The 19,353-nt window shown below is 68.2% G+C and carries 17 protein-coding genes and 2 riboswitches; of the genes, 8 read left to right on the top strand and 9 right to left on the bottom strand.

Translation table 11 applies throughout. From position 1 onward, the window contains the following. Nucleotides 1–75 precede the first annotated feature (75 nt). The 5 genes from garA (at nt 76) to gcvP (ending at nt 6,061) form a co-directional block, all read left to right on the top strand. On the top strand, nt 76–528 hold the full coding sequence (gene garA, locus GONAM_RS01625; protein WP_005199386.1) for a glycogen accumulation regulator GarA: 453 nt from the start codon (nt 76–78) through the stop codon (nt 526–528). A 42-nt stretch (nt 529–570) separates the two neighbouring features. After that, nucleotides 571–1,257 carry a transcriptional regulator FtsR gene (gene ftsR, locus GONAM_RS01620; RefSeq protein ID WP_006865029.1) on the top strand — a complete coding sequence of 229 codons (687 nt, stop codon included), beginning with the start codon at nt 571–573 and terminating at the stop codon, nt 1,255–1,257. 157 nt (nt 1,258–1,414) lie between these two features. Next, on the top strand, nt 1,415–1,927 hold the full coding sequence (locus GONAM_RS01615; RefSeq protein WP_006865028.1) for a bifunctional nuclease family protein: 513 nt from the start codon (nt 1,415–1,417) through the stop codon (nt 1,925–1,927). A gap of 255 nt (nt 1,928–2,182) precedes the next feature. Further along, nucleotides 2,183–2,824: a MerR family transcriptional regulator gene (locus GONAM_RS01610; protein ID WP_006865027.1), complete on the top strand. Its 642-nt coding sequence runs from the start codon at nt 2,183–2,185 to the stop codon at nt 2,822–2,824. Nucleotides 2,825–2,918: 94 nt separating this feature from the next. Continuing rightward, nucleotides 2,919–3,018: riboswitch (glycine riboswitch) on the top strand. Beyond that, a riboswitch (glycine riboswitch) is annotated at nt 3,019–3,143 on the top strand. It abuts the riboswitch before it with no gap. A gap of 47 nt (nt 3,144–3,190) precedes the next feature. Further along, nucleotides 3,191–6,061, top strand: a complete 2,871-nt coding sequence (gene gcvP, locus GONAM_RS01605; RefSeq protein ID WP_006865026.1) for an aminomethyl-transferring glycine dehydrogenase — start codon at nt 3,191–3,193, stop codon at nt 6,059–6,061. Nucleotides 6,062–6,279: 218 nt separating this feature from the next. On the opposite strand, the gene GONAM_RS01600 is transcribed toward gcvP, so the two are convergent. The 9 genes from GONAM_RS01600 to GONAM_RS01560 form a co-directional block, all read right to left on the bottom strand. After that, nucleotides 6,280–7,512, bottom strand: coding sequence for a hypothetical protein (locus GONAM_RS01600; RefSeq protein ID WP_040534947.1), 1,233 nt, complete (start codon nt 7,510–7,512; stop codon nt 6,280–6,282). A 135-nt stretch (nt 7,513–7,647) separates the two neighbouring features. Then, entirely contained in the window at nt 7,648–9,840 is a 2,193-nt protein-coding gene (locus GONAM_RS01595; RefSeq protein WP_006865024.1) for a malate synthase G, read from the bottom strand. A gap of 75 nt (nt 9,841–9,915) precedes the next feature. Further along, nucleotides 9,916–10,806, bottom strand: a complete 891-nt coding sequence (locus tag GONAM_RS01590) for a hypothetical protein (protein WP_006865023.1) — start codon at nt 10,804–10,806, stop codon at nt 9,916–9,918. Further along, nucleotides 10,803–11,876: a hemolysin family protein gene (locus GONAM_RS01585; protein WP_006865022.1), complete on the bottom strand. Its 1,074-nt coding sequence runs from the start codon at nt 11,874–11,876 to the stop codon at nt 10,803–10,805. The genes GONAM_RS01590 and GONAM_RS01585 overlap by 4 nt, the downstream gene beginning before the upstream one ends. Then, complete coding sequence (locus GONAM_RS01580; RefSeq protein WP_006865021.1) at nt 11,869–13,290, bottom strand: hemolysin family protein; 1,422 nt, start codon at nt 13,288–13,290, stop codon at nt 11,869–11,871. Before GONAM_RS01580 ends, GONAM_RS01585 begins: the two co-directional genes overlap by 8 nt. Nucleotide 13,291: 1 nt before the next feature. Continuing rightward, the gene (gene guaB1, locus GONAM_RS01575) at nt 13,292–14,725 is read right to left on the bottom strand and encodes a GMP reductase (RefSeq protein WP_006865020.1); all 1,434 of its coding nucleotides are present in this window, start codon (nt 14,723–14,725) and stop codon (nt 13,292–13,294) included. 16 nt (nt 14,726–14,741) lie between these two features. Beyond that, nucleotides 14,742–16,199 (bottom strand): NADP-dependent phosphogluconate dehydrogenase, encoded by a 1,458-nt coding sequence (gnd, locus tag GONAM_RS01570; RefSeq protein WP_006865019.1) that lies wholly within the window; start codon nt 16,197–16,199, stop codon nt 14,742–14,744. Nucleotides 16,200–16,293: 94 nt separating this feature from the next. Next, entirely contained in the window at nt 16,294–17,244 is a 951-nt protein-coding gene (locus tag GONAM_RS01565) for a M56 family metallopeptidase (protein ID WP_006865018.1), read from the bottom strand. Between the two features lie 47 nt (nt 17,245–17,291). Next, complete coding sequence (locus GONAM_RS01560; protein WP_006360917.1) at nt 17,292–17,690, bottom strand: BlaI/MecI/CopY family transcriptional regulator; 399 nt, start codon at nt 17,688–17,690, stop codon at nt 17,292–17,294. 320 nt (nt 17,691–18,010) lie between these two features. Here GONAM_RS01560 and GONAM_RS01555 point away from each other — a divergent pair, with 320 nt between their 5' ends. From GONAM_RS01555 to GONAM_RS01545, 3 genes are all read left to right on the top strand, one after another. Beyond that, a complete protein-coding gene (locus GONAM_RS01555) occupies nt 18,011–18,433 on the top strand; it encodes a PaaI family thioesterase (protein ID WP_006865016.1) in 423 nt (140 codons plus the stop codon). Nucleotides 18,434–18,615: 182 nt separating this feature from the next. Continuing rightward, the gene (locus tag GONAM_RS01550; protein ID WP_006360919.1) at nt 18,616–18,918 is read left to right on the top strand and encodes an urease subunit gamma; all 303 of its coding nucleotides are present in this window, start codon (nt 18,616–18,618) and stop codon (nt 18,916–18,918) included. A gap of 45 nt (nt 18,919–18,963) precedes the next feature. Further along, nucleotides 18,964–19,353 (top strand): urease subunit beta, encoded by a 390-nt coding sequence (locus tag GONAM_RS01545; RefSeq protein ID WP_006865015.1) that lies wholly within the window; start codon nt 18,964–18,966, stop codon nt 19,351–19,353.

Here is a 19,353-nt window from a genome sequence, read left to right as displayed (position 1 = left end):
GGCCGGACAGTGCGGTTGGCCGAACAGTGCGGTGTGCACTGACAGTGCGATTGCACTGACGACGACGAAGGAGAAGTGGTGAGCGAAAACGACAGGGACTTCGAGGCGCCGGTGGAGACCACCTCGGTGTTCCGGGAGGAGTTCATCAATGAACTCGATGCCGGAACCAGCACCTCGAGTGAGCCGGCCGAGACGGGAGTCGAGCGACTCGCTCCCGGGACCGCGCTGCTTGTCGTGAAGCGGGGACCCAACGCGGGATCGCGGTTCCTCCTCGACCAGCCGACGACCTCCGCGGGTCGGCACCCCGACAGCGACATCTTCCTCGACGATGTGACGGTCAGCCGTCGTCACGCCGAATTCCGACTCGGCGACAACGAGTTTCAGGTGGTCGACGTGGGCAGCCTCAATGGCACCTACGTCAACCGGGAGCCCGTCGACACCGCATCGCTGAGCAACGGCGACGAAGTCCAGATCGGCAAGTTCCGTCTGGTCTTTCTGAGTGGCCCGCGCGACGAAGCCGACGCCTGATAAGTCGTGACGGCGTCCACGGCCCCTCGCGGCGAGGGATCGATGTCCATCGGCACGGTCCTCGCCCAGTTGCGTGATGACTTCCCGGACATCACGATCTCGAAGATCCGGTTCCTGGAATCGGAGGGTCTGGTGACCCCGGAGCGGGCGCCGTCCGGCTACCGGCGATTCAGCGAAGCCGACTGTGAACGGTTGCGCTTCGTCCTGACTGCTCAGCGGGACCGCTATCTCCCGCTGAAGGTCATCAAGGAACAACTCGACGCGATCGACAACGGGAACGGTGGCTTCGGTTCCGGCGGGACCGTGGCTCTGTCCACGGCCCGCGGCACCGTGGCACCCGCAACCGATTTCGGCGCGCGCGCCGGTCGCGTGTCCCGGGAGACGCTCATCGAGCGGACGGGCGTCGACTCGGCGTTCGTGACCGAACTGCAGCGCAACGGTCTGCTGACCCCGGGGCCGGCCGGTTTCTTCGACGAGGACGCGGTCCGCCTCGTCGAGGCGGCCGCGGCGCTCGCCAGCTATGGCCTGGAGACACGCCATCTGCGTGCCTTCAAGGTGTCTGCGGACCGGGAGGCCGGCCTGGTCGCACAGATCGCCAACCCCATCGCCAAGGGCAAGGGGACCGGCGCGCGCGACCGCGCCGAAGAACTCGTTCGCGAGATCGCCGCGCTGTCGGTGACCCTGCACACGCAGTTGGTCAAGGCGGCCGTGCGCGACGTGCTCGACTGAACTCCTTCTCGACCAGCGCACTCCAGGCCCTCGGGTGTTCCCGGCGGCCTGGAGCTGTCGTATCGCCCAGCAGCGAGTCGGCCGCCGTCCATCGTCTGAGCGGTGTAGCGTCGAGGACATCAATCGATCGCCCTACGAGGCGTCTGGGAGGTGCGAGATGAGCGAGATGCGTGTGGTGGGCATCAGGGTCGAGCCCCCGCAGAGCCAGCCCGTGCTCCTGCTCCGTGAGGTCGACGGCGAGCGCTACCTGCCGATCTGGATCGGGCAGAGCGAGGCCGCGTCGATTGCCTTGCGGCAGAAGGGGATCGAGCCGCCGCGCCCGCTGACCCACGATCTGATCGTGAATCTCATCCGGGAGTTCGGCCAGACGCTCCTCGAGGTGCGCATCGTCGACATGCAAGAGGGCACCTTCTACGCCGAGATGATCTTCTCGGGTGATCTCCGCGTGTCCGCGCGGCCTTCCGATTCCATCGCCGTCGCGATGCGTGCCGAGGTGCCGATCATCGCCGACGAAGAGGTTCTCGCCGAGGCCGGCCTGCTGATCCCGGAGGAAGAGCCCGAGGACACCACCGTCGAGGCGGTCGACGAGACCAAAGAGGACGAGGTCGAGAAGTTCAAGGAATTCCTCGACAACGTCTCGCCCGACGACTTCAAGGCCAGCGGCGCCTGACGCGGTTCCCGGTTACGGAACGGCAACCGGGAGGTCACCATTTGTCTCAATCTCAACTTGAGGTTGAGCTTCATGGCGCGTCGCATTGATCCGGTGTCCCGCTCGGCATAGCGTCGAACTCGACATCGCGCACCACTCAGGGGCCGATGAAGATGTGATCGGCTGACCCGAGCAGGGCCTGGACCGCGTACTGTGGACGTGGATGTCAGGCATCTGATGCGGCATCCGGTCCGAGCTTTGCGAGGGAGACATCAAGTGGGCGATCGTCCGGTCGACAGTGAAGTGACGTCGAGCGACCCGTCACCCGACCATGCTGTGACCGATCGTCCCGCGGGCCCGACGCAGGGCAGCCTCGAGGAGGTCGCACCGGGTCTCTTCCCCGATGACACCGTGCCCGACGAGCTCGTCGGCTACCGAGTGCCGAGTGCCTGCCAGATCGCCGGCATCACCTACCGCCAGCTCGACTACTGGGCACGCACCTCGCTGGTCGTCCCGTCGATCCGCGGCGCCGCGGGGTCGGGCAGCCAGCGTCTGTACTCGTTCAAGGACATCCTCGTCCTCAAGATCGTCAAGCGTCTCCTCGACACCGGCATCTCCCTGCAGAACATCCGTGTCGCAGTCGACCACCTCCGCCAGCGCGGCGTCGAGGACCTGGCCAAGATCACGCTCTTCTCCGACGGCACCACCGTCTACGAGTGCACCTCCGCCGAAGAGGTCGTCGACCTCCTCCAGGGCGGACAGGGCGTCTTCGGTATCGCGGTCAGTGGCGCCATGCGCGAACTCACCGGCACCATCGCCGACTTCCCGGGTGAACGGGCCGACGGCGGCGTCAGCGAGGCAGCGCCCGAGGACGAACTCGCGGCACGCCGCAAGAACCGCACCCGCCGCACCGGCTAGAACGCATCCGCGCGCGTCAGCGCGTGATCCTCATGACTCTCCCGACGTCGTCTGGACCAACGCGACGTCGACCTGCGTACACTGGTGCGCGCGTCGCTACGCCACGGGAGAGCGTCACCGAGCAGTCCAAGGTGACCGCCGAAGGAGCAACACCTCTCCGTCAAACTCTCAGGCACCCGGACCGTGGTGGTGACGGCGTCTCTGGAAAGTGACGACTCGTCGTCCGCCCACGGTGAAAGGTCGTCACGCAACGCCGCGTGGCACCGAATCTCTCAGGCGTCTCCCGGCCACCGGCCGGCGACATGACAGAGGGGGAGGGCGAGCCTGCCGGCACCGCGCCGGCGCCTGCGAGAGGTTGCCCTCACCATGCCCTCAGCCGACACGTCGTCAGCGCCAGTCACCTTCGTGGACCGCCACGTCGGACCCGACCCCGACGAGACGCAGCGCATGCTCTCGGTGATCGGTGTGTCGTCCCTCGACGAGCTGGCCCATCGCGTCATCCCCGCGGTCATCGCGGACGAACTCGACTCGAACGTCCTGGGTGCACTGCCGCAGCCGCAGGGTGAGAGCGAGGTGCTCGCCGAACTCAGCGGACTCGCGGCCCGCAACACCGTTGCCCGTTCCATGATCGGTCTCGGCTACTACGGCACCCACACGCCCGGCGTCATCCTGCGCAACGTCCTGGAGAACCCGGCCTGGTACACGGCGTACACGCCCTACCAGCCGGAGATCAGCCAGGGACGCCTCGAAGCGCTGCTGAACTTCCAGACCATGGTCGCCGACCTCACCGGCATGGAGGTGGCGAACGCGTCGATGCTCGACGAGGCCACCGCGGCCGCGGAGGCGATGACGCTGCTGCGGCGCGCCGGCAAGTCGAAGTCGCCGCGTGTCGTCGTCGACGCCGACCTCTTCCCGCAGACCCGCGCGGTGATCGAGACCCGCGCCGAGCCGCTCGGCATCGAGGTCGTCGAAGCGTCGCTGAACCCGGAGCTACCGGACCGCGGTCTGCCCGAAGGTGACTTCTTCGGCGTCGTCCTGCAGGTGCCCGGCGCGTCCGGCCGGATCGTCGACGCCGCCCCGATCATCGACGCCGCCCACGAGCGCGGCGCACTGGTCGCCGTCGGTGGCGATCTACTCGCGCTGACGCTGATCACGCCGCCGGGGGAGCAGGGCGCCGACGCGTGCTTCGGCACCACCCAGCGTTTCGGCGTGCCGATGGGCTTCGGCGGTCCGCACGCCGGTTACCTCGCGGTCGGCTCGAAGCATGCCCGCCAGCTGCCGGGTCGCCTGGTCGGCATCTCCAAGGACGCCGACGGCAACCTCGCCTATCGTCTGGCCCTGCAGACCCGTGAGCAGCACATCCGCCGCGAGAAGGCCACCAGCAACATCTGTACGGCGCAGGTCCTGCTCGCCGTGATGGCGGCGATGTACGCGTCGTACCACGGACCGGAGGGTCTCCGGGCCATCGCGCGCCGCACCCACGACGCCGCGGTCCGCCTGGCGAATTCGCTGGCGGCGGCCGGCTTCTCGGTCGCGCACGCCTCGTTCTTCGACACGGTGGAGGTCCACACGCCCGGCCAGGCCGACGTGATCGTCGCCCAGGCCCGTCGCGAGGGCATCAACCTCCGCCGCGTCGACGCCGACACCGTCTCGATCGCCTGCGACGAGACCACCACCGAGGCCGACCTCGACGGCGTGCTGCGGGCATTCGGCGCCGGCGGCGTGGAGCCTCTCGACTTCGCGCGGCCCATCGAGAACCGCACGAGCGAGTACCTGACGCATCCGGCGTTCAACCGGTACCGCACCGAGACGGCGATGCTGCGCTACCTGCGGGCCCTGTCCGACAAGGACATCGCGCTCGACCGCAGCATGATCCCGCTCGGCTCCTGCACCATGAAGCTCAACGCGACCACGGAGATGGAACCCATCACGTGGCCCGGGTTCGCGGGTCTCCACCCGTTCGCACCCGTCGAGGACACCGTCGGCATCCGCGAGCTCATCTCCACCCTCGAGGACTGGCTCGTCGCCGTCACCGGCTACGACCGCGTGAGCCTGCAGCCGAACGCGGGTTCCCAGGGCGAGTTCGCCGGACTGCTCGCGATCCGCGGCTACCACCGCAGCCGGGGCGACCTCGACCGCGACATCTGCCTGATCCCGTCGAGCGCCCACGGCACCAACGCCGCGTCGGCGGTCATGGCGGGCATGCGCGTCGTCGTAGTCGGCTGCCGGGAGAACGGCGACGTCGACCTCGAGGACCTGCGCGCGAAGATCGCCGCGAACGAGGGCCGGATCGCCGCCATCATGATCACCTATCCGTCCACCCACGGCGTGTTCGAGCACGACATCCGCGAGGTCTGCGGTGCCGTCCACGATGCCGGCGGGCAGGTCTACGTCGACGGCGCGAACCTCAACGCGCTGGTGGGCGTGGCGCGTCCGGGGCACTTCGGCGGCGACGTCAGCCACCTGAATCTGCACAAGACCTTCTGCATCCCGCACGGCGGCGGCGGGCCCGGCGTCGGACCGGTGGCGGTTCGCCAACACCTCGCGCCGTTCCTGCCCGGACACCCCCTCGCCGACGAGCTGCCCGGCACCGCGACCATCGCCGCGGCACCGTACGGTTCGGCGACGATCCTGCCGATCACCTACGCCTACATCGCCATGATGGGTGCGGCCGGTCTGCGTCGAGCGACGCTCACGGCGATCACCGCGGCGAACTACGTCGCCAAGCGGCTCGGCGACCACTACCCGGTGCTGTACACCGGAGAGGGCGGCTTCGTCGCGCACGAGTGCATCCTCGACCTGCGAGCGCTCACCAAGGAGACCGGCGTGACGGTCGACGACGTGGCAAAGCGCTTGGCCGACTACGGTTTCCACGCGCCGACGATGAGCTTTCCGGTGGCCGGCACGCTGATGGTCGAGCCCACGGAGAGCGAGAACCTCGACGAGATCGACGCGTTCTGCGACGCCATGATCGCCATTCGCGAGGAGATCGATCGGGTCGGCAGCGGTGAGTGGCCGGTCGACGACAACCCGCTGCGTGGGGCACCGCATACCGCCGAGGCGCTGGTGGGCGAGTGGGACCACCCGTACTCGCGCGAGGTCGCGGTCTACCCGCAGGGCCTCCCGTCGGCCGGTGCCCGCGCCAAGGTGTGGCCCTCGGTGCGACGTATCGACGGCGTGTACGGCGACCGCAACCTGGTGTGCAGCTGCGCGCCGATCGAGGCCTACAGCAGCTGACCTGAGTGAACGTGGCTCCGCTCCTCATCTGCTCGTCGAGTAGGTGAGGAGCGCAGCGTCGAGCCGTCCACCTGCTCGTTGAGTAGGTGAGGAGTGCAGCGTCGAGTCATCCACCTGCTCGTTGAGTAGGTGAGGAGTGCAGCGTCGAGTCGTCCAGCTGTTCGTTGAGTAGGTGAGGAGCGCAGCGACGAGCCGTATCGAAACGACTCGGGCGTCTGCTATCCGCCCGCGGTTCCCGAAGGTGCCGGCGAGACCGCAGAGCTCGCCGGCACACTCGTTGGTCCGTAGACCACGCGGTTGATCGCGACGATCGCGCCGTCCTCCGGCGTGGGCATCGGGTTGGGGGTACGGGGGAAGGTGACCGTGGCGGTGGCGGCCGGCATCGGGGCGTCGCCGCGGAAGCCGAGCTCGGTGAGCAGCTGCAGCTGTTCGGGCTGCGAGGCGTAGGAGATGAACTCCGCGACCGCGTCGGCTGCGACGTCGCCGACCTCCGGTCCGGAAAGACGGACGACCGGGTAGTCCGCGATCGGAGTCGGCCCGGACGGGATCACCTCGGCCAACTTCGCGGGCTGGTCGGTCCTGGTCATCTGGAACAGTCGTTGCTCGGTGATCGGCACGGCGTGGATACCGGCCTTTGCCGGGTCGGCGGCATTGGCGATCGCGGTGGCCGCGCCCTGCGGGGTTCCGTCGGGCGAGAGCGGCGCGCCGCCGAGCATCGCCTTCACGCTCGAGGTCACCCGTGGCGACTCCGCGTCGGCAGTGGTCAGCGGGCCGGTTGTCCGTGTCACGCGGGTGGCGACCGCCTGAGCTGCCAGCGCGCTCGCGTCGGACTGAGCGCCGATCGGCATCGCCATGCGCAACGAGCCCCAGCCCTGCAGGCCGAACTCGGTGAGCGAGGCGTCCCGTTGTTGCAAGAGTGGGATCTGTGACCAGTCGAGCTGGTCGCCGGCGGCCTTGGCCAGCTCTGGTGAGACCGCGAGGACGACCGGTGTCGAGACGAGTGAACGGGAGTTGCCCTCGATCAGATCGGGTTTGGCCGAGGCCAGATCCGCCGACCACACCGACGACTGCGGCACCCAGGCGGCGGGGTAGGCGCCCATGGAGTCGGCTTCCCACGTCCCGGTCAGACCGTCGAGGGTGATCTTCGCGTCGCCGGGCCGGACGGCGATGGTGATGCAGTGGTCACGGACCACCGGTTTCGTGTTCGCGAACGAGGTCGCGATCGCCGCAAGACCGGGTGCGATGTCGGGATCGGCGATGATCGGTACCGAGGTGGCACCTTCGACGCACTGCGCGGCGGCGTCGTCGGCCTGCCGGTTGATGCGGTCGCCGAGGTCTCGCCAGGTGACGACGATGGCCGCGACGAGCAGGATCGACAGCATTGCGAAGACGACACCTCGGCTGACGCCACGGTTCCGGATGCTCTCCCCGCGGTTCCGATGATGTGCCAACGCTGATGCCCTCCCTGCTCTGAGCGTGCTGTCCCCGGGCTCCACCCGGTCGATGTGCAGCGCAGGGTACGACGATACGCCGTGCCGGTCCATCGGGGACCGGCACGGTCGTATCAGTGCGTCGTGGCCGGGGTGTCAGCCGGCCGCGTTGGCGGCCTTGTACTCGCGGCGACGGCGATGCAGGATCGGCTCGGTGTAGCCGCTGGGCTGCGTCGTGCCCTCGAGGATCAGCTCCTTGGCCGCCTGGAAGGCGATGTTGGAGTCGAAGTCCGGGGCCATCGGCTTGTAGGCCTTGTCGCCGGCGTTCTGACGGTCGACGACCGGCGCCATCCGCTCGAGCGAGGCGACGATGTCGGCCTCGGAGACGATGCCGTGACGCAGCCAGTTCGCCAGCAGCTGGCTGGAGATACGCAGGGTGGCGCGGTCCTCCATCAGCGCGACGTCGTGGATGTCGGGCACCTTCGAGCATCCGACACCTGCATCGATCCAGCGGACCACGTAGCCCAGGATCGACTGGCAGTTGTTGTCGAGCTCCTGCTGCTTCTCCTCGTCGGACCAGTCGGTCTTCGCGGCCAGCGGCACGGTGAGGATGTCGTCGACCGAGGCCGGGTCGCGCTTGGCGATCTCGTCCTGACGCTCGAAGACGTCGATCTGGTGGTAGTGCAGTGCGTGCAGGGTCGCGGCGGTCGGGGACGGCACCCATGCGGTGGTGGCACCGGCCTTGGGGTGACCGATCTTCTGCTCGAGCATGTCGGCCATCAGATCCGGCATGGCCCACATGCCCTTACCGATCTGCGCCTTGTGCTGCAGTCCCGCGTGCAGACCGGTGTCGACGTTGAAGTCCTCGTACGCCGCGATCCACTTCTGCTTCTTCATCTCGGCCTTGCGCACCATGGCGCCGGCCTCCATGGAGGTGTGGATCTCGTCGCCGGTGCGGTCGAGGAAGCCGGTGTTGATGAACACCACGCGCTCCGAGGCGGCCTTGATGCAGGCCTTGAGGTTGACCGTGGTCCGGCGTTCCTCGTCCATGATGCCGACCTTGAGGGTGTTCTTCGGCAGACCGAGGACCTGCTCGACGCGACCGAAGAGCTCGACGGTGAAGGCGACCTCGTCGGGGCCGTGCATCTTCGGCTTCACGATGTAGACCGAACCGGTCCGCGAGTTCTGCAGACCCTCGCTGCTCAGGCCATGGATGCCGATCAGCGAGGTGACCAGACCGTCGAGGATGCCCTCGGGGACCTCGTTGCCGTCGGCGTCGAGGATCGCGTCGTTGGTCATCAGGTGACCGACGTTGCGCACGAACAGCAGCGAACGACCGTGGAGGTCGAAGGCGGTGCCGTCGGGAGCGGTGTACTCGCGGTTGCCGTTGAGCACACGGGTGAAGGTCTTGCCGCCCTTGGTGACCTCTTCGGACAGATCGCCCTTGTTCAGGCCCAGCCAGTTGCGGTAGCCGGTGACCTTGTCCTCGGCGTCGACCGCGGCGACCGAGTCCTCGAAGTCCATGATGGTGGTGATCGCGGACTCGACGACGACGTCCTTGATGCCGGCCGGGTCGGTGGAACCGATCGGCGAGGACGGATCGATCTCGATGTCGAGGTGAAGTCCGTTGTTGCGCAGCAGGATCGAGGTCGGCGAACCGGCCTCGCCGCGGTAGCCGACGAACGCGGCCGGATCGGCCAGCGTCGACGTTGCGTCACCGTCGAGCGTGACCTGCAGCGCGCCGTCGACCACGGCGAAGGACCGCACGTCGGTGTAGCTGCACTGCTCGAGCGGGACAGCCTTGTCCAGGAAGTCCTTGGCGTAGGCGATGACCTTGTCGCCGCGGACCTTGTTGTACGACGAACCCTTCTCGGCGCCGTCGGTCTCCGGGATCGCGTCGGTGCCGTAGAGGGCGTCGTACAGCGAACCCCAGCGGGCGTTGGAGGCGTTCAGCGCGAAGCGGGCGTTGAGGACCGGCACGACCAGCTGCGGGCCGGCGGTCTCGGCGATCTCGCGGTCCACGTTGTCGGTGGTGATCTGGAAATCGGCGGGGACCTCGGCGAGGTAGCCGATCTCGGTCAGGAAGCTCTTGTAGGCGTCGAAGTCGGCGGAGCCGGGGGTGAGGTCGGCGCCCTGGTGATCGCGGTGCCAGGCATCGATCTTGGTCTGCAGATCGTCGCGGACGGCGAGCAGCTCGCGGTTGCGCGGGGCGAGGTCGGCGATCACCGATGCTGCGCCCGACCAGAAGGCGTCGGCCTCTACACCGGTACCGGGCAACGCCTCGTTGTTGATGAAGTCGTACAGGACGGAAGCGACCTGCAACCCGTTGACGGTGATCCGGTCCGACATGACTGCCTTTCTCGAGCGAATGAAGACGAGATCCATGCTACTAGCCGGTAAGGCTGAACCGTACAGGCGTCCTGTTTAGGCGTGGCGGGCGATCTCGGCCAGGTGCGTACACCGCCCCAACAACTCCGCACGGAGTTGTGTTCCGGCGTCGGCGATGGCCGACTGTTCGCGGACGTACTCGGCTCGTCCGGCAGGGGTCTCGATCGGGACCGGCTCGTATCCCAGGTGGCGCAGATCGTAGGGACTCGCCCGCATGTCGAGATCTCGGGCGCGCAGGGCGAGCCCGAAACAGTCGACGGTGAGGTCGGCGGGCAGCAGCGGCGCCAGGGTGAAGCAGTGCCGGTAGAGGTCCATGGTGGCGTGCAGGCAGCCCGGTTGTTCGTGGTCGACCTGCGACGCGCGGCTCAACTCGTGCTCGTTGCGCGGCCGGGCCGGCTCGGTGAAAAAACGGTAGGCGTCGAAGTGGGTGCAGCGCAAAGGCATCTGTTCGACGACCCGATCGACGCCCGCGGCGCCCAAGCGCAGCGGGATGTCGTGCCGGGTCTCGTCGGTGCGGTAGACCATCGCCCACTCGTGGAGTCCGAAGCAGCCCAGGCGAGCCGGTCGCGCGGCTGTCGCTCCCAGGAGGGCCACGGTTGCCTGCAAGGCGTCCTGGCGACGCCGGACATAGTCGGTGCCCACGCGAACGCCGGAGCCGGCTCGCTCGTAGCCGCGCAGGGGTAGGAACTCGTCGGCGTCCTCGAGCTGCACGCCGAAACCCGGATGCCAGCGCAGCACGTGGGACGGCCGCGACGAGTAATAGGTGAACAGGAAGTCGATGACGGGATGCTTCCCGCCCTTGCGGCGCGCCTCGAGGTACGGGCCGATGAGCGCGTCAACGCGACGCTGATGGTCGTCGCGGCGGGCGCGCCACTCATGGCCCGCCAACACCGTCTGTTCTTCCACGTACACGGTCATGGTGCTCACACCCGATGGGTCTCGTCCCGGACGTTGCCGACGAACTCCTCGACGAGATCGGCGAGTGGGACGATGCCGATCGTGCGGCCGTTGTCGTCCACCACCGCGCCGAGGTGCGAGCTGGTGCGGCGCAGCACAGTGGTCGCCTCGTCGAGGGGCGTGGTGGACGCGATGACCGGCAACGGGCGGATCTTGTCGACACCGATGATGGTGTCGGGGCCGATGTGCTCGTCGAGGATCTCGTCGAGGACGTCCTTCAGATGCAGGTAGCCGGTGAAGGTGCCGTCGGATCCGCGGACCGGGAAGCGGGAGAACCCGGTCTCGCTGACGGCCTTCTCGACGGCACCGAGCGTCGGCCCGATCCCGCCGGTCGCCGACACCTGAACCTTGACGCTGCGCATCTTCTCGAGGGGGATCATCACCTCGGCGACGGTGCGGCCGATGGACTGCAGGGCCCGGGTGAGGCGCTCGTGTTCCTCGGCGTCGATGAGGCCTTCCTGCTTGGACTCGCCGAGCATCTGCGCGAGTTCACCCAACGACACCGTGGACTCGAGTTCGTCCTTCGGTTCGACGCGCATCAGGCGAAGGGAGATGTTGGCGGTCCAGTTGTAAAAGGAGATCAGCGGACGCACCAGGCGGATGAACATGAGATGCACCGGAACCAGCAGCATGGCCGCCGATTCGGGTCCCGCGAGTGCGATGTTCTTCGGCACCATCTCACCGAGCAGGATGTGCAGGACCACCACCAGCGACAATGCGATGGCGAACGAGATCGGGTGCAGCAGCGCGTGCGGCACGTGCGCGAGTTCGAGTGGTTTCTCGATGAGGTGCGCGACCGCCGGTTCGCCGACGCGGCCGAGCAGGATCGAGCAGATCGTGATGCCCAGCTGCGCGCCGGCCAGCATGAGCGACAGGTGTTCGCCGGCCTTGATGACGGTCCGCGCGCGACTCTTGCCACTCTCGGCCAGCGCCTCGAGCCGGTCGCGGCGGGCCGAGATCAGTGAGAACTCGGCGCCGACGAAGAAGGCGTTTCCGCCGAGCAGCGCGAAGGCCAGTACGACAGCCCAGAGGTCACCCATTGTCGGCCTCCGTGTCTCGTGGCTCGTCTCCCAGGAACTCGCCGGCCGGGGCCGGTCGAAGTGCGACGACGTCGACGCGCCGGCCGTCCATCTGGGCGACCGTGGCCCGCCAGGTGATGTCGTCGCGGGTCTCGGGCATCTCGGGTGAGTCGTCGTCGCCGTCGCCGACCGGGGAGCGGCGGGGCAGGTCGACGACGTCGTCGACCTCGGGGATGCGTCCGAGGCAGTACATGACCAGACCGCCGAGGGTGTCGTACGGGCCGTCGGGCGCGTGATAGCCGGTCGCGTCGTAGAGCTCGTCGATGCGCAGCAGGCCCGCGCACAGGTAGCCGTTGCCGTCGATCGCGACGTCGGCGCGTTCGTCGTCGTGCTCGTCGGTGACGTCACCGAGGATCTCCTCGATGAGGTCCTCGGTGGTGACGATGCCCGCGGTCCCGCCGTATTCGTCGATGACGACGCACAACTCCATGCCGTCGGCCCGGATGCGCTGCATCAGCGCGTCGCCGTCGAGGCTGGCCGGGACGCGCGGCACGCTGCGTGCAATCGAGGTGACCCGCGTGGTGGCCTGACGCTCGGGCGGGATGGTGAAGGCCTGCTTGATGTGGACCACGCCGACGAGGTCGTCGAGGTCGCCGTCGACGACGACGGGGAAGCGTGAGTGCCCGGTGCGTGACGACGCGATCACCAGGTCGCGGACGGTGTCCTCGCGGTCGAGGGTGTCAATGGTGACCCGCGGGGTCATCAGATCCTCGGCGGTGAGCTCACCGAACCGCAGGGAACGGTCCACCAGCGTCGCGGTCTGCTCGTCCAGCGCCCCGCGTCGGGCCGAGTTACGGACCAGCGACACGAGTTCCTGCGGTGATCGGGCGGAGGCGAGCTCGTCGGTCGGTTCGATGCCGAACCGGCGGACGATCCAGTTCGCGGTGCCGTTGAGCCCCCGGATCGCCCAGCGGAACACCGCGGAGAACGCCGTCATCGGGCCTGATGTGGCACGCGCGACGGCCAACGACTTGGCGATCGCAAGGTTCTTCGGGATCAGCTCACCCAGAACCATCGACAGCGAGGTGGCTATCACCAGCGCGAGGATCAGTGAGGTCGCCGAGGCGACCGACGGACTCACGCCGGCCGCTTCCAGTGGCGGCTTGATGATGCGGGCGAGGACGGGTTCGGCGATGTAGCCGGTGATCAGGGTGGTGATCGTGATGCCGAGTTGGGCGCCGGACAGCTGGAACGACAGCGTCGAATGCGCGCGCTGCACCAGCCGTGCGCGCCGGTCTCCGCGTTTGGCGACATCCGCCGAGATCGTCGAACGTTCCAGTGCGGTCAGCGAGAACTCGGCCGCGACGAACAGCGCGGTGCCCAACGTGAGGGCGATGAAGCCGACCAGACTCGCGACGAGTATGAGGATCTCCACGTCACCACCCGCCCGGCAGGGGACGCCCTTCGGCGAAACCGGCGGGCGACTGGACTCCGAGGACGACCTTGTCGTGCAGCTCCCGCAGGTTCCTGGCCCCGGTATAGGTTGCGGTGCTGCGAATCCCGGCACAGATGTGGTCGATGAGGTCCTCGACGCCGGGGCGATCGGGGTCGAGCCGGATCCGGGACGTCGAGATCCCTTCTTCGAAGAGGCTCTTGCGGGCGCGGTCATACGGGCTGTCGCCGGTCGACCGCGCCGCCACGGCCCGCTTCGAAGCCATGCCGAAACTCACCTTGTACGGACCTTGTTCGTCCTCGAGGAGATCGCCGGGTGATTCGTGGGTGCCGGCGAACCAGGAACCGACCATCACGTTCGACGCGCCGGCGGCGAGGGCCAGGGCGACGTCGCGCGGATGACGGACACCGCCGTCGGCCCACACCGACGCACCGTGACTTGCTGCGACCCCGGCGCACTCGGCCACCGCGGAGAACTGGGGTCGACCCACGCCGGTCATCATGCGGGTGGTGCACATCGCGCCCGGACCGACACCGACCTTGATGATCGAGGCGCCGGCGGCGATGAGGTCGAGGGTTGCCTCCGCGGAGACCACGTTGCCCGCCGCGATCGGGACACCTAGGTCCGCGTCGGCGACCGATCTCAGTGCGGTGAGCATCTTCTCCTGGTGGCCGTGCGCGGTGTCCATGACGAGCACATCGGCACCTGCGGCGACGAGGGCTCGGGCCTTGCCGACCACGTCGCCGTTGATCCCGACGGCGGCGGCGATCCGCAACTTGCCCGACGCGTCGACGTTGGGCTCGTAGATCGCGTGGCGTAGCGCACCCACGCGGTTCAGTACACCCGCCAGCCTGCCGTCGGCGTCGACGAGTACGGCGACTCCGAGATGGAGGTCGCCGAGTTCGTCGAACACCTCGCGCGGCGGGGTCTCGACGGGCAGCGTGACGATGTCGGGATCGAGTACGTCACGGACGCGGGCGAAACGGTCGACGTCCCGGCAGCGCTTCTCGGTGACGACACCGACCGGGCGTCCGTCCTCGACGACGACCGCGACGCCGTGGGATCGCTTGGGGATCAACGCGACCGCGTCGGTCACCGAATCCGACGGGGTGAGCGTGACCGGGGTGTCGGCCACGAGGTGGCGCGACTTCACGAACGCGATCGACGACGCGGCGGCCTCGATGGGGAGGTCCTGCGGGAGGACCACGAGTCCGCCGCGGCGCGCGACCGTCTCCGCCATGCGCTTGCCCGCGACGGCGGTCATGTTCGCCACGACGATCGGGATGGTGGTCCCGCTGCCGTCCGACGTCGACAGGTCTACATCGAATCGCGAACTGACATCAGACCTGTTGGGGACGATGAAGACATCGTCGTAGGTCAGGTCGTGGGTCGGCCGATGGCCTTCGATGAATCGCACCGGTTCTCGCAGGCTCCTATTCGGTCACTTCCGAGCGGTCGCCGCTCCACAGGGTGTGGAAGGTGCCTTCCTTGTCGACGCGCTGGTAGGTGTGGGCGCCGAAGAAGTCGCGCAGACCCTGCGTGAGCGCGGCGGGCAGGCGTTCGGCGCGCAGGGCGTCGTAGTAGGACAGCGACGAGGCGAAGGCCGGCACCGGGATACCGAGCAGGGTGGCGGTGGACACCACGCGGCGCCAGCTGTCGATGCCGACCTCGACCGCTTCGCGGAAGTAGGGGGCGAGCAGCAGGCTGGGCAGCTCGGGATCGTCGGCGTAGGCCTCGCGGATGCGGTTGAGGAACTGCGCGCGGATGATGCAGCCGCCGCGCCAGATGGTGGCCAGCGATCCGCGGTCGACGTTCCAGCCGTACTCGGCGCTGCCGGCGGCGATCTGGTCGAAGCCCTGGGCGTAGGCGACGACCTTGGAGGCGTAGAGCGCGGTCTTGATGTCGGCGATGAACTGCGCCTTGTCGGTGGGCGCGTCCCCGAGGTTGCCCGAGGACAGGCCGCGGGCCGCGACGCGCTGGTCGGTGGCGCTGGACAGGGCGCGGGCGAAGACGGCCTCGGCGATGCCGGTGGTCGGGATGCCCAGGTCGAGTGCGGACTTCACGGTCCAGCGGCCGGTGCCCTTCTGGCCGGCGGCGTCGACGATGACATCGACGAGGGGCTTGCCGGTCTCGGCGTCGACCTGGCTGAGCACGTCGGCGGTGATCTCGATGAGGTAGCTCTCGAGCTCGGTGCCGTTCCATTCGCGGAAGACATCGGCGATCTCGGCGACGGGCATGTCGAGGGCCTTGCGCATCAGGTCATAGGCCTCGCCGATGAGCTGCATGTCGGCGTACTCGATGCCGTTGTGGACCATCTTGACGAAGTGGCCGCTGCCGTCGGGGCCGATGTGCGTGCAGCAGGGTTCGCCGTCGACCTGGGCCGCGATCGACTCGAGCAGCGGGCCGAGCGACTCGTAGGACTCGGCGGGTCCGCCGGGCATGATCGACGGGCCGTTGAGGGCGCCTTCCTCACCGCCGGAGATACCGGCGCCGACGAAATTCAGTCCGCGTGCCGACATCGCGGCCTCGCGGCGGATGGTGTCGGTGTAGAGGGCGTTGCCGCCGTCGATGATGATGTCGCCCGGCTCCATCGCGTCGGCGAGCTCGTTGATCACCGCGTCGGTGGCGTCGCCGGCCTTGACCATGATCAGCACGCGGCGGGGGCGCTCGAGCGCGGCGACGAACTCGGCGACCGTCTCGGTGCGGATGAAGTTGCCGTCGCTGCCGTGGTTGGCGAGCAGTGCGTCGGTCTTGGCGACGCTGCGGTTGTGCAGCGCGACCGTGTACCCGTTGCGGGCGAAGTTACGCGCGATGTTCGAACCCATGACGGCCAGACCGGTGACGCCGATCTGAGCTTTCCCGGAAGGTGACGATGCCTCGACGTTGTTCATGCCCGACAGCCTATTGCCTCACGATCCGATACGGCGATCTGCCTCACCATTCGGGCCACGTGCGAAAGGTGTTCACCGAGCTGGTTCGGACGGCTCAGAACGCCGACATCAGGCGGTTGAGCTCGGTGAGCCAGGGGATCGCGACCGCGAGGGTCGGCAGCACCAGGATGGCGGCGGCGGTCGCGTAGGCGCTGACCGCGATCCAGCGGGCGGGGCGGTCGTCGCGCAGCCGGTGGACGCGAGTGAGAGTGGTCGGCCCGCCGACGGCCATCGCGCCGCGGGGAGCGACCGCATCGGCGCAGGCGACGAGTGCGCGGCCGAGGGTGGTCGGAGCGGTGGCTCGGACGGCCTGGTCGTCGGCGAGGGCTTCGACGAGCAGTTCGGCGGCGCCGAGAGCCGAACTGGAGCGGACGAACCGCGGGAACGCCTCGTGCAGCGCGATGAACGCCTCGAGGACGAGGTCGTGCCGGGCCCGCAGATGTGCGCGCTCGTGGGCGATCACGGCGATGAGCTCGTCGCGGGTCAGTCGGTGGACGACGCCCTCGCTGACGACGACGCGCTGGCGCAGGCCGGGGAGGCAGTAGGCGAGCGGCTGCTCGACGTCGATCATCCGGACGTCGCGCGCGTAGAGGGGGTCATCGGCGTCGGTCCGGTCGCAGCGATCGAGGATGTCGATCAGCTGGCGGTGGGCCTTGCGACGGGCGCGGGTGCGCAGTCCGACGCGGATCGTCGTGTAGAAGAGGCGGGCGCCGACCAGCAGGGTGAGGACGAAGACGCCCACGCAGGCCAGCCAGAGGGGGAGGCCCAAGCGGTCGATCTCGTGCAGCGGATGCGTCGTCGGCGTGCCGTCGGCCCCGATCACCAGGAGGTTGGCGGCGATCGCCAGGCCACAACTGAACGCCGACAACACGGCGGCGAGTGCGATGGCCTGCCACAGCGTCATCGCCGCGCGTGGCGCTCTGATCGGCCATTTGGCCCGGGACAGTGCCTCGGGTACGGGTCCGGCGAGCACCAGGCTGACGATGCCGAAGAGCAGGGCGGTCATCCGGTGGGCTTCCTCAGGGGTGGGCTGTTGGGGGGTGTGCCGCGAATCTAACCGGTGTCGCGGGTTCCTCGGGCGGCTTCGAGTTCATCGAGAGCATGACGTAGGGCCGCGGCCTCGTCGGCACCGACCCGTCCGACGAACGAGACGAGGGCTGCGTGCCGGGACCCGGGAGCGTCGGCTTCGCTGAGGGCGTCGACCATCAGACTCGCGACGAGGTCCTCACGGGGGTGGGTGGGGACGTACTTGTGGGCGCGGTCGTCGCGGATCTGGGTCACGAGGTTCTTCTTCGCGAGACGCTGCAGGACGGTCATGACCGTCGTGTAGGCGAGCGAGCGATCCTGGGACAGTTCGGCGTGCACCTGCCGGACGGTCTTCGGTTCGGAGCCGGCCCACAATGTGTCCATCACCGCGCGCTCGAGGTCGCCAAGCCCATTCATCTTTCGCATTTTACTGCTGTGCCTCCCGTTGTGCGCCCCTAGGCTCACGTCTTCTTCGGTTGTCGCGTCCGCGCAGGCGGTTTCGCCTCTCACGTGGCCTTTCATCCGACCCCTTGACACGTTGGTAAGGCTAGCCTACATTAAGTGTCACGTCGGACCGCGCGAGAGTCCTGAGGGCTGCAGAGACCCCCGGTCCACGCCACGGAAGGTCCCGCATCTCATCGAGGTGCGGGGCCTTTCGGTTTGTCTGGACTGACAACGTCGGGGGCGGCATCGGTGTTCCCGGGTCGGTATCGCCAAGGCCGGACGGGCGTGCCAATCTTGACGCCATGACTGCGAACAGTGCGGACGAGATCCTCCAGAACTCCTTCGGCAAGGGACTCGACGGCGTGCTCGGACTCGAGGTCGTCGAGGCGGGTCCGGATCGGATCGTCGCCACCATGGAGATCACCGAGAGCCACCACCAGCCGTTCGGGATCGTCCACGGCGGTGTCTACTGCGCGGTCGGCGAGAGCGTGGCGAGCATGAGCGGCTTCCTCTGGCTTCAGGACACGGGTATCGGAGGGACCGCGGTCGGCGTCAACAACAACACCGACTTCCTCAAGTCCGTCAGCACCGGCACGGTCACCGCGACGTCGACGCCGATCCACCGCGGTCGACGTCAGCAGCTGTGGGCTGTCGACATGGTGGACCAGGACGGCACGCTGCTGGCCAAGACGCAGGTGCGTCTACAGAACATCGAAGCCCGATAGCCGATCGGTCTCCGGCTCCCGGGCCCCTTCGGATGGTCACGATCTGACCGCCCGACCCGTGAGCCGTACGGTCCCCGGTTCGCCGTCACCCGTCGACGAGCCGAGGTCTCCTCGGCGTGGCAGGATGACTCCACCGCCAACAACCACGACCACCCGTCGGCCACCTACGAGGAGCGAACCCGGTGCGACTGTCGCCGCATGAACAAGAACGGCTGTTGATCTCCTACGCGGCCGAACTCGCGCGACGGCGGCAGGCCCGCGGCCTCAAGCTCAATCATCCCGAGGCGGTCGCGCTCATCACCGACCACGTCCTCGAGGGTGCCCGCGACGGTAGGTCGGTGGCCGAGCTCATGACCTCCGGTCGTGAGGTGCTCGGACGTGACGACGTGATGGACGGCGTGCCCGAGATGCTGCACGACGTCCAGGTCGAGGCGACGTTCCCGGACGGCACCAAGCTGGTGACCGTCCACGACCCGATCGCCTGAACTCCGCTCCGCCAACCGATTTCCAGCTGCCGAAGAGAGGCCGAGATGTCGGGTACGCCACCCACTGCCACACGCTCCTCCATCGTCCCGGGCGAGGTGATCCCTGCCGAGGGCACCATCGAGCTGAACGCCGGCGCCGACGTCGTCGAGCTGACCGTCGTCAACTCGGGGGATCGCCCGGTGCAGGTCGGCAGTCATGTTCACTTCCCGCAGTCCAACCCTGCACTCGACTTCGACCGCGCGCTCGCGCACGGACGACGCCTCGACATCCCGGCCGGGACCGCGGTGCGGTTCGAGCCAGGCATCGAGATGGCCGTCGGTCTGGTCCCGCTCGGGGGAACGCGTGAGGTGTACGGGATCTCGATGGATCCGCCGGGTGAATGCGGGCCGGTGGGCTCGTCGGCGCCCGCCGCCGACGCCGACGGGAGCAAGTGA

The organism is Gordonia namibiensis NBRC 108229 (assembly GCF_000298235.1).
In the GTDB taxonomy this organism is placed as follows: Bacteria; Actinomycetota; Actinomycetes; order Mycobacteriales; family Mycobacteriaceae; genus Gordonia; species Gordonia namibiensis.
The sequence above is the reverse complement of the archived record's forward strand: the minus strand, read 5'-3'. Positions and strand labels throughout refer to the sequence as shown.

What these genes read in the sequence shown, in the direction of transcription:
- ftsR (WP_006865029.1), top strand. Translation starts at nt 571, where the DNA reads ATGTCCATCGGCACGGTCCTCGCCCAGTTGCGTGATGACTTCCCGGAC.
- GONAM_RS01615 (WP_006865028.1), top strand. Translation starts at nt 1,415, where the DNA reads ATGAGCGAGATGCGTGTGGTGGGCATCAGGGTCGAGCCCCCGCAGAGC.
- gcvP (WP_006865026.1), top strand. Translation starts at nt 3,191, where the DNA reads ATGCCCTCAGCCGACACGTCGTCAGCGCCAGTCACCTTCGTGGACCGC.
- GONAM_RS01595 (WP_006865024.1), bottom strand. Translation starts at nt 9,840, where the DNA reads ATGTCGGACCGGATCACCGTCAACGGGTTGCAGGTCGCTTCCGTCCTG.
- GONAM_RS01585 (WP_006865022.1), bottom strand. Translation starts at nt 11,876, where the DNA reads ATGGGTGACCTCTGGGCTGTCGTACTGGCCTTCGCGCTGCTCGGCGGA.
- gnd (WP_006865019.1), bottom strand. Translation starts at nt 16,199, where the DNA reads ATGAACAACGTCGAGGCATCGTCACCTTCCGGGAAAGCTCAGATCGGC.
- GONAM_RS01565 (WP_006865018.1), bottom strand. Translation starts at nt 17,244, where the DNA reads ATGACCGCCCTGCTCTTCGGCATCGTCAGCCTGGTGCTCGCCGGACCC.
- GONAM_RS01560 (WP_006360917.1), bottom strand. Translation starts at nt 17,690, where the DNA reads ATGCGAAAGATGAATGGGCTTGGCGACCTCGAGCGCGCGGTGATGGAC.
- GONAM_RS01555 (WP_006865016.1), top strand. Translation starts at nt 18,011, where the DNA reads ATGACTGCGAACAGTGCGGACGAGATCCTCCAGAACTCCTTCGGCAAG.
- GONAM_RS01545 (WP_006865015.1), top strand. Translation starts at nt 18,964, where the DNA reads ATGTCGGGTACGCCACCCACTGCCACACGCTCCTCCATCGTCCCGGGC.